This is a genomic window from Verrucomicrobiia bacterium, assembly GCA_035765895.1.
In the GTDB taxonomy this organism is placed as follows: Bacteria; Verrucomicrobiota; Verrucomicrobiia; order Limisphaerales; family DSYF01; genus DSYF01.
The window spans coordinates 22,699-32,150 of record DASTWL010000005.1; the positions used below are offsets into that span (position 1 = coordinate 22,699).

The following is a 9,452-nucleotide window of genomic DNA, read 5'->3' on the forward strand; positions in this document are numbered from 1 at the left end:
TGGGAACGCATCGGTCAACCTGCCACACGCCACCACTTTCGCGCAATGGCTTCCACATCGGGTGCACCCGCGCTGGCCGGTGCGCCGCTGAAGTAGGCCGATTCGATGGCGTGGATTTCGTCGGTCAACGATTGCCGGTCGGCGGCATCCAGTTTGGCGCCCGCCTCGCGCTGGAGGCGCCGCAGGAAGGCCACGACCGAGAACGGCGTTAGTTCACCGGGCAACGCCAGCCCGGCTGCGGTGGCCGGTGCCGGACGTCGCCGTGCCCGGTAAATGAGCAACGCCAGCCCGCCGAGCACGGTCAGGGCGACGAGCCACCCGACCGTGCGCAAACCGCTGCTTACGCCGCTCGCCAGCACGACACCGGCGGCCGCCTGTGACGGTGTAAGTTCGACCAGGTCGGCGTCCTGATAATGTTTGTAGGCCACGTTGGTCGTCGTGAGGCCTGGCTTGAGCGTGGGGAAATGCAGCGTGACCGTGCCGCGCAAATCCTTCGCTCGCCGGTAAATGAACTGCCAGTTGCGGTCCGCCAGCGCGGCGGGCGCCGGGCCGTCCGTGGCCAGTTCCGTGATCGAAAGGCCGTTGTCGGTGACTTCTGCGTCGAATCCGGCCTGCTGGTAGTCGAACAACTGCGCCGGGCCCGGGATGACGCCCTGGCCCCGGGCGTTGACTTCAATGACGACGCGTCCGTCGCGCCATTCGCGTTCGTCCATGGTGAAGGTGAGCGCGAGTGCGTCACACGGCCGCGGCGCGCCGTCGCTGTCCTTGGCGTCAATCGGGAGCACGGGCGAGCGCACGGGCAGGACCACCTGGCCCGAGGTGTCGCTGAAATCCATGTCGATCTGGATGGACGGAATGCGGTCCACCGCGGCCTCCTTGGCGCGCAGGAGCACGTAAGCCATGGGCGTTTCCTGCCAGCCTTCGCGCGGCAGATCCCGCGCGCGGACGCCGGCGTCGGCGAAGGTGACCGAACTGACCTCGAACGTCTCGTCCAGCGCGGCATGGATGTTCTTGGTGAAGTCATCGCGGTAATTGACCCGGGCGCCCTGCGCCATCATGACCATTGGCATGCCCCGCTGCTGGGTGTTCTGGTTTTGCAGATACTTGGAAAAACCGCCGCTTTCGCGGGCGAGCTGCCGCGTGTGTTCCAGGCTGATGAACAGGCCAAACGGCTGGCCGTGTCCGATGCGCGGGTCGCCATCGACGCGGGTGCGGAGTTGGACTTCATCCAGCAGCTCCTGGTAATTCTTCAACGCCGTCTCTGCGGCCGCGGCGCCGGGGGTGTTTTCCCCGACGACCTGCAGACCCGCGCTGAGGAACCGCTGCCGCATGTTCGCCGGCACCTGTGGCAACAGGCTGGCCAGCATTTCGCCAAACTTTTCCAAATGATCGGCCGCCGCCTCGCCGGGCAGCGCGCGCATCGCATCGCCGATTTGCTTCAAGCCGGGATCGGACCGTGCCGCGGCGTGTGTGAGCTGCGACAGGTCGCTCGCGCCGAGCATGACAAAGAACCACATCTGGTAAGGCTCCAGCGTCCATTGGCTGTGCGCCATCGTCGGCACCTTGGCCGCGTAAATCGCCGCAGCCTGACGGTAACTGGCAAACGCCTCCTCGCGCAGGTCCACGTATTCCGACAGCTTCACCTTCCGTGAAAACTCATATTCCGCCGCATCGAAGAACAACTGCCCGCGCACGATGAACTGCTTCCAATCGGCGTCCTCGGCGCGCAAGCCGCGTTTGACGAGCGTCATGGCGGTGCGATACCCGCGCGCGACCTCGTCCTTGGTTTCCTCCTCGGTGCGTTTGGTGCCGGCGTCCTGCTGGACCTTGGGATCCTGCCACTGTTCGCGCAATTTGCCGCGCATGCCGGTGACGAGCTGCATCAGCTCTTCGCGGTTCATTTGTTCGGGCGGACCAAAGATCGCCTCGATGTCCTCCAGCCGGTAAACCTCCGCGCCGCTGTGGAGCGTCATGAACGCCTGCACCACGAGCGTCGGGTTGATGGGTTCGGGCGACAAGGCGCGCAGCGTTTTCAGCAGCTCCCGCAACTGGCGCACATTCTCGTTCTGACGCAGACGCGTAAGCGGGATGCCGTCCGATTGCGGTGGCCGGGAAATGATGTAGCCCATGGCCCGCATGCGGGCGAGGTTCGGATCCTCCGGCTTGGCGCTGCGCTTCTGCACCCACGCTGTGAGATAGTCCTCGCACAGCGCCTTTTCCTCGCCGGGATGGTCCTTCAAATAGGCCGCGAGGATTTCCGTCGTGTCCGGTTCGCGCGGGTCCATCAAGTTGACTTTGAGCTGCGTGAGCCGGACGCGTTGGGCCAGGCCTTCGTTCAGCCGGCGGACCAGCGCGGCGGGCGGGGCGTTGCTCAGAATGACGTCGGCGTCGAGGGTCTTGGCCTCGTTGCGCTGGCGCGCGTAGTAACTTGGCGGGCGATAGACGAAGGGATTGTTGTTCAGCTCCTCGTCGTCGGCATTGCGTGCCTCGCCGGAACGGTAGGTGGCTTCGGCCTCGTTCAACCAGTTCATGACGAGCAGGTTGGCCGCCTCGGGCAGGGCGCTCTTGCGGCCGGCAAGCACGTCAAGCAGCACGTGTTGCGTGGCGAGGCTTTGCCCGCGCAGGTTCAGGTCGTTGCGCTTCTGCGCCTGCTGGCCGGATTCCCCGAGCGTCAGCATCAGGTCCACCAGAATGGCCGGCTGCATCAGGAAATTTTCCCGGATGAGCTGCTCGGCATCGGCGGGGGGCAGGGCGGGCAGCAATTTGACAAAACGGTCCGACGCCTGCCGGAAAATCCCGCGGTCATTGGTGCCGAAGCGGCTGGTTTGCATCATGAACGCGCACACTTCGGCGGCGCGTTTGAACAACCGCTCGTCCCGCTGCTCGATGCCGGTCTGGGTGAAATGCTCCATCGTCAGCACCAGTGTGAGCGTGTCGGCCTGATCCCAAGCCTCGCGCCGCAACGGCAGGTAGGGCCCGGCGTCGCTGATCCAGCCCACGGCGGACAGCAACTGCGCGGCGAGTTTGCGCCCGTCCGGCGTGCTGCCGCCGAAACCTTTCAAACCATGTTGCAGGCGCGTCAGAAATTCCGCCTTGCCGGTTTTGCCAACGGCCACCTTGACCAACGTGGCGACGTTCGGGAGAAAATCGGCATTCAGGTCGGCCGGTGCGGCGGCGAGAATTGCGTAAAAATCCTCGCTCAACAGCAGGCTGCGCTTGCCGCCGCGGCCGCCGGCGGACGGGCCTTCGTCATCGCTGTTATCCATGACGCCGGGCGGCGTGTTGCCCTGGGCCTGTTGATAAAACTGCTCGGCCGATTGCGAACCGGTGGCGAGCGCATTCAGCAGGCGGCCGTAAATGTTCAAGGCATCGGCGCCGGGCAGCGTCTTCAACACCTCGCCCACGGTCGTCCAGTCGCCGAGCAGCACGGCGAGGCGGAAACGTTCGGCCTCGGACAGTTTTGCAGCGGCCGTTTGCGCCTTGACCGCCTCAAACAACGCCTGCGGTGTGCGATCAAAGTTCAGCTTCGCCAGCGCGCTGGCCAGCGCGTTGGTGCTGACGAACGGGGTGGCATTGGTGGCGGGCACGAGACTCGTCACGCCGGCGGACTCCTCTTCGGCCGGTGCCTCGGCGGCATCGGATGCCAGAACCTGCGCGCGGGCCAAGCTGGCGGCTCCCAACAGCAACACGCAGGCAGCCCAGCCCAAACGGCGGATGAATTTTTCCTTCATAGAATCACCTTCAATGTTAAATCAGTTTCACCTTGTCGCCCGGCGGTTATGAGCCCGGTCCGCCGGGGAAACGCGAGTTGGCCGCGCCGGAGCCCGGTTCGCCCTCGTCGTTTTCACCGATGCCCGGCTGGTTCCCGCGCTGGCCGCGTCGCCGGGCCATTTGTTCGCTCAAGCCCTGGCCGGACAGGGCCTGGCCTTCTTCGGGCAGCGGCCGCGCCATCAATTCGGTCAGGCTCATGCGTTGCAGCCGGACGGCGCTTTCAAGATTGGTTTCCTGCACCTGCGCGTCATTTCTCCGGCCTGCGCTCAAGCTGGACTCCGTCAACAGCCGGTAATTCTGGCGCGCGAGTTCTGCCTCTTCCATCCACAACGCGCGCTGGGCGCCTTCGAGCCGCATGACCCACCCGGCATAATAGTGAATGCGTCCGGCCAGCTCGCGGGCCTCCCGCTGCAAGGCGGCGGGCTGACTCGCGAACGTGCCGTCGGCAAGGATGCGGTCCGCGCCATCAATCGCATCCACTGCGGCGCCCTGCCGATAGCGCATGCGCACCAGGGCGATGTCGAGTTGCAGGCGCGCGGCCGGCGTCTGGCTGCCAATGAGCCCGGCGGCTTCGCGGTAAAAGCCTTCCGCCGTGGCCCAGTCGTGCCGTGCCTCGGCCGCTTCGGCCTGGTGAATCAGCGTGTTCGCCCGGTCGCGGGCCAGCCATTTCTGACCGGGGCCGAAATGCCACACCACGACCGGCAGCGGCAGCAGCAACCAGAGGAGCAGCAGCCAGCGCTTCAAGCGGATGCCTCCAAGCGGGAACGATTTTGCACGGCCGCCGGGCGCGTCGTGGCCACGGTTGGCCGCCATGCGCTGCCGAAGAACTCCAGCAGCACCGGCAGCAGGCAGAGCAGGGCGGCGCTGAACGCGAGGGTGACAATGGCCAGGGTGCGCAGGCTGATTTGAAAACGGTCCGCGCCTTCGTCCGGCGCAATCAAGTGCCGCAGCAGGTCGCTCGGAATCTGCTTCGCATTGCCATCGTGATAATGGCCGCCGAGGCGCCGCGCGAGCTGCAACAGCGTGCCGTTGTCCTGCCGCGATTGATGGCCGTCGAGGAACGTTCCGCCGCGCGTGCTGCCGACGCCCACGATCAGCACGTCCGCCACCGACGACGGCATCCGGTTCAGTCCCGCATCCGGCACGGTGTCGCCGTCCGTGAGCACGAGAAACGTCACCGATTTGCGCGGGAAATCCTTCACGAAGCCGCCGGCCGTGTTCAGCGATTTCAACAGCGATGTCTTGCCGGGCTTGAACGCGATGTGCAGGGGCAGGTTGTCGGCGAAGTTCCAGATCAGTTCGCGGTCGGCGCATTCCTTGACCAGCAGCAGCGCGTCCGAATAGAAGCACGCCATGGTGATGCGCGTTTGATCGTTGTTGGCGCGTTCCATCACGGATTTCAGCAGGGCGGCGGCGCGGTCCCGCCGGGTTTGCGCGCCGTTTTCACCGGCATCGGCGATTTCCATGCTGGGCGAAACATCGAGCAGCACCATCAGATGACGCGTGGCGGCGACATTGCGGTCGTGCGTGCGGCTCGAGCCTTCAAACGCCAGGAGCACGACCAGCGACCACACGAGCACGGCGAACGCCAGCACCCGGAGCGGTGGGACGAGCCTCGTCCACGCGCGCGGTTTTGCCTCCGGACCAAACGCCAGCCGGCCGAGCCGCTGCACGCGCCGGGCGTGGAGCCATTCGGCGAACGTCGCCAGGGCCAGCGCGCCGAACGCGGCCCACGCGGCCAGTTGGATGAATTGTTCCTTCACCATGGCGTGTAACGCAGCCCGAGCAGACCCAGCCCCCACAAGCCGGCGATGACGAGCCCGGCCAGGGCCAGCGGTTGATAATAATCCACCCAGTCGGAGGTGACCTGCTTGAACTTTGCCTTTTGCATCCGGTCAATTTCGTGGAACACGGACGTCAACGTGCCCGGCTCATCGGCCAGAAACACCTTGCCCTGCGTGACGGCGGCAATCGTGTAAATGCCGTCGATCCCGAACCCGGTGGCGCCGCCGATCAAAATGGTGAACACACGAATTTTCGCGTCGGCAAGTTCCTGGGCAATCTGCCGGTCGCGGCCGCCGAAGAAATCCGCGCTGCCGCCGTCGGTGATCAGAATGATGGCACGGTCCCCTTCCTTGGTGCGCACGAGGTGCTGTTCACAGCCGTCGAGCGCCTTGGCGATCATGGTGCCGCCGAACCACGGCAAACGGCGCGCCGGTTCGATGAACGGCAGCGCATTGCGGATTGCGGAAAGCTCCTTGGTCGGCGGGAACCAGTGCAGATATTCGTTGCCGAACACGGTCAGCCCGAAGGCGTCTCCCTGGCGGTATTCGCAGAACTGCCGCGCGGACGCGACGGCTGACTCGAAACGCGTGGAGCTGCCGAAGCGCATCGACATTGAGCCGGACATGTCGAGACAGATGATGATGTTGTTCAGGATGCGTTCGTTCTCGGGGGGCGCCGGGCGACGGGGGCCGGCCAGCACAAGCACGGCCACGGCAAGCAGGAGCGCGGGCAGCGTTTGCATGAGATTCACCAGCCCGCGCAGGGGCCGGCCGTCGCGCTGACGGCCATGGTCAAACGGCAGCACGACCGGCTGTCCGCGGCGCACCCACTGCCAGAAACCCCAGACAATGGGCAGGGCCAGCAACCACAGCACCGCGGGATGATGAAAGCTCATGGCGCCGTTCCTTTCGCCGGTGGCGGAGCGGCCGGTTGCCGATACGGTGCGAGCAGCGCCGTCACTTCGGCGGGCGATGCGCCGCCGCGCTGGTGCAGCCAGTGTTCCAGGGCGCGGAGCAGGATGCCGGCCTCCGTATGCTCGCGGAGCTGGGCCAGCGCGTCGGCCATGCGCTGGTCCGGCAGTTGCAATTTGTCCCGCCAGAAGGCAAGCAGCAGTCGTTCAAGTTGGGCTTTGCCGTCCGGTGAAAGCGTTCCCGCCGCCGCGGCTTCGACCAACGGCCGCAGGCGCTCGGCGAAGGAAGGTGCGGCGACGACGGGCGGCATTTCAACCGGCCCGCGCTTCTTCCGATACGACACCACAAACGCCGCAATGCCGCCGGCCCAGAGAATCCCCAAGGCTGCGAGAAACGCACGGTAGCCGCCGAGAAACGGGAACGGCCGCGGCACGTAGTCGGTCAGTTGCCCGTCATGATCGGCGGGCAGGAGTGAGTGCACCTCGAACTCCACGTTGCTCAATTCATCCGGCTGGCTGCCATCGGAACGCACCATGAAATCAGCGAGCCGATACCGGCCGGGCTCCAGGCCCATGAAGAACAATTCGTAGTGGTGCAGTCCGTTCGTGGCCGGGGTGACGGCGCCAAGGCGCAGAATCATTTCCGTGCGGTCATCGAGCGGGCGCGGCTGGTAATCCGCCCGCGGCAGGTCGAGCGCAACCGGCGTTTCGATGCCGACCGTGCGCGCGGCGTTGGTGGTGTCGGCCGCGGGTGCGCCCGCCGTGAGCCAAACCAAAACCAGCGCGACCAGTCCGAATCCAATCGGGCATCGGCTGCGCGCCTTCCGCAAACCGCCCGGCTTCATCCCATCCTCCTCGTGCCGCCGCGGGATTTCATGAAATGCCGGAGCCGCGGCAGAATCGGCCGGTCGGTTTGCAGCGGTAGGTAATCCACGCCGTCGCGCGACAAGGCGTGCGTTGCGTCCTCGGCGAACCAGCGGCTGCGTCCGTGCGCTACGAAGGCCCGGCCGGTTTCCGCCTCCACCGCCCGGAAGATGCCGCCGCCGGTTTGACCGCGCTCCGCGGGATCTTCGAGGTGCAGAACCATGCAATCATGATCCTGCGCCATGAGCCGGATGGCGGGGATGGCATCGGGATCGTGCAGGTCGCTCAACACGATGAACAGGCAGCGTTGCTCGATCCGCGGAATCAATTCACGCACCCGCCGGCCCAGCGTTGTGCCCTCGACAAAACGGTAATGCCGGAGCTGGTGCATCCATTGCATGACGGCGTTGCGCGCGAGGGTCGGCGTCTGGTGCAGTTCGCGTTCGCCCACGCCCAGCAGGCCGACGGGGTTCATGTGGTCCAGCGCGGCCAGCGCGAGTCCGCCGGCCAGTTGCACGGCCCAGGCGTATTTGCTCAGGTGTTGCGAAGTGATGCACATCGACGCGGACGTGTCCACGAGCAGATAGACCGGCATCTGGCGCGGCGCTTCATATTCCTTGACGTGAAAGCGGCCGGTCCGCCCGGTGACGCGCCAGTCGATGAACTTCACGGGATCACCGGGCTGGTAGAGCCGGGACTGGACATATTCGATGCCCGCGCCGAGGAACGGCGAGCTCTCCTGCCCGTAGCTCAATGCGTCCGCGAGCCGCCGCACGGCCAGTTCGAACTGGCGCGCGTCAAGCGGGTCGTGCGTGAGTTGGGCGGAGTGGCGCATGATAAATTATTTCTCTTTGGCAAAGTCGTAGGTCCAAATCACAAATCTATCAATGTTGAGCTTTTGCTCGCCGGCAGGCACATGAAGAATTTCTCTAGCTTTATCCTCTGCAATTTCTAGTGAACGATTTGTCCACAAGCCCAGCAACTCGATGTCGTAGGGGCGATCAGATGAAGACTGGATGGTCACTGTGACATGGTTTGTATCAGAAAACTTCATCTCACCTTTTGCGCTCATCCAAGGACTGCCTCCAACTGGGCCAACCTGATAACTAAACGTCTCAAGGGAATACTTGTAACTCAAGTTATCCGGCCCGCTGTAATCAAACTGCGGCCTGCCGCGTTCGTTGGAGGCAAGCGTGATTACGGAAGCTTGCTGGGTCGGTATAAAGGTAGAAGTTTTTTGTTCCGACTGTTTAGAACATCCAAGCAACAAAGCAAATGTTGCGCAAAAGCAAAATAGACAGGGGATGATTTTCATCTGGCTAAACCTTGGTCAAAGATGAACGCCAACGGCGTTCCATCATCCAGCCCAGGGTTGGCGCGCAGCGCCTACCCTGGGTCGTCGTTCCAAAATCTCCCCAACCCTGAAAGGGTTGCATCATCGCGTCTCCGAATTTTTCTTCAACCCCTTCAGGGTTGGAAAAAATCTGGGGAACGCAAACCCAGGGTAGCTCGTTCCTCGCAACCCTGGGCTGAAGGCTGGAACGCCTTTGGCGTTCTTCAGAATTCCGCGATGAACATTTATGCTTCATCACCTTCGGCTTCGTTGCACTCACCCCAACTTCTTCAAAATCTCCTCCAGCACTTTCGCCGGTTTCTGGCCTTCGGCGAGGGCTTCGTAGCTCAGGCGGATGCGGTGCAGCACCACGTCCTCGGCGAGCTGGAACAAATCTTCCGGCACGACGTAGTCGCGGCCGACCACAAAGGCGCGGGCGCGGGCCGCTTGCACGATGGCCAGCCCGGCGCGCGGCGAGCAGCCGAGTTCGATGCTCGGATGCGTGCGCGTGAGGCGGACGAATTCCACGCAGTGTTTCATGAACACGTCGCTGACGTGGACTTGCTGCACGGTTTCCATCGCCTTGGTGAGGTCGTCAATGTGGCAGACGGGCTGGCCGGAAATCATGTCGAACGCGGTCTTGGGCATCGCGCCTTGTTCGGTGCGCTTGAGCCCCATCTTGACTTGGCGACGCAACACTTCTTCTTCCTGCTCGGGATTCGGATACGTCAGGCGATGGCAAAGCATGAAGCGGTCGAGCTGCGCTTCGGGCAGTTCAAACGTGCCCGC

8 protein-coding genes are annotated in these 9,452 nt (G+C 64.1%); all 8 read right to left on the reverse strand.

All coding sequences use genetic code 11. The annotated features are described in order from the left end of the window. Nucleotides 1–14: 14 nt before the first annotated feature. The gene (locus VFV96_00780; protein HEU5068931.1) at nt 15–3,731 is read right to left on the reverse strand and encodes a hypothetical protein; all 3,717 of its coding nucleotides are present in this window, start codon (nt 3,729–3,731) and stop codon (nt 15–17) included. Between the two features lie 46 nt (nt 3,732–3,777). Beyond that, nucleotides 3,778–4,515, reverse strand: coding sequence for a hypothetical protein (locus VFV96_00785; protein ID HEU5068932.1), 738 nt, complete (start codon nt 4,513–4,515; stop codon nt 3,778–3,780). Beyond that, nucleotides 4,512–5,537 carry a VWA domain-containing protein gene (locus VFV96_00790; GenBank protein HEU5068933.1) on the reverse strand — a complete coding sequence of 342 codons (1,026 nt, stop codon included), beginning with the start codon at nt 5,535–5,537 and terminating at the stop codon, nt 4,512–4,514. Before VFV96_00790 ends, VFV96_00785 begins: the two co-directional genes overlap by 4 nt. Further along, nucleotides 5,531–6,451 (reverse strand): BatA and WFA domain-containing protein, encoded by a 921-nt coding sequence (locus VFV96_00795; GenBank protein ID HEU5068934.1) that lies wholly within the window; start codon nt 6,449–6,451, stop codon nt 5,531–5,533. The genes VFV96_00790 and VFV96_00795 overlap by 7 nt, the downstream gene beginning before the upstream one ends. Further along, nucleotides 6,448–7,242, reverse strand: coding sequence for a hypothetical protein (locus VFV96_00800; protein HEU5068935.1), 795 nt, complete (start codon nt 7,240–7,242; stop codon nt 6,448–6,450). The genes VFV96_00795 and VFV96_00800 overlap by 4 nt, the downstream gene beginning before the upstream one ends. Nucleotides 7,243–7,307: 65 nt before the next feature. Further along, complete coding sequence (locus VFV96_00805; GenBank protein ID HEU5068936.1) at nt 7,308–8,165, reverse strand: DUF58 domain-containing protein; 858 nt, start codon at nt 8,163–8,165, stop codon at nt 7,308–7,310. Nucleotides 8,166–8,171: 6 nt separating this feature from the next. Continuing rightward, on the reverse strand, nt 8,172–8,645 hold the full coding sequence (locus tag VFV96_00810) for a hypothetical protein (GenBank protein ID HEU5068937.1): 474 nt from the start codon (nt 8,643–8,645) through the stop codon (nt 8,172–8,174). A gap of 294 nt (nt 8,646–8,939) precedes the next feature. Continuing rightward, nucleotides 8,940–9,452: MoxR family ATPase (locus VFV96_00815; protein HEU5068938.1), on the reverse strand; the 513-nt coding region annotated here is incomplete at its 5' end.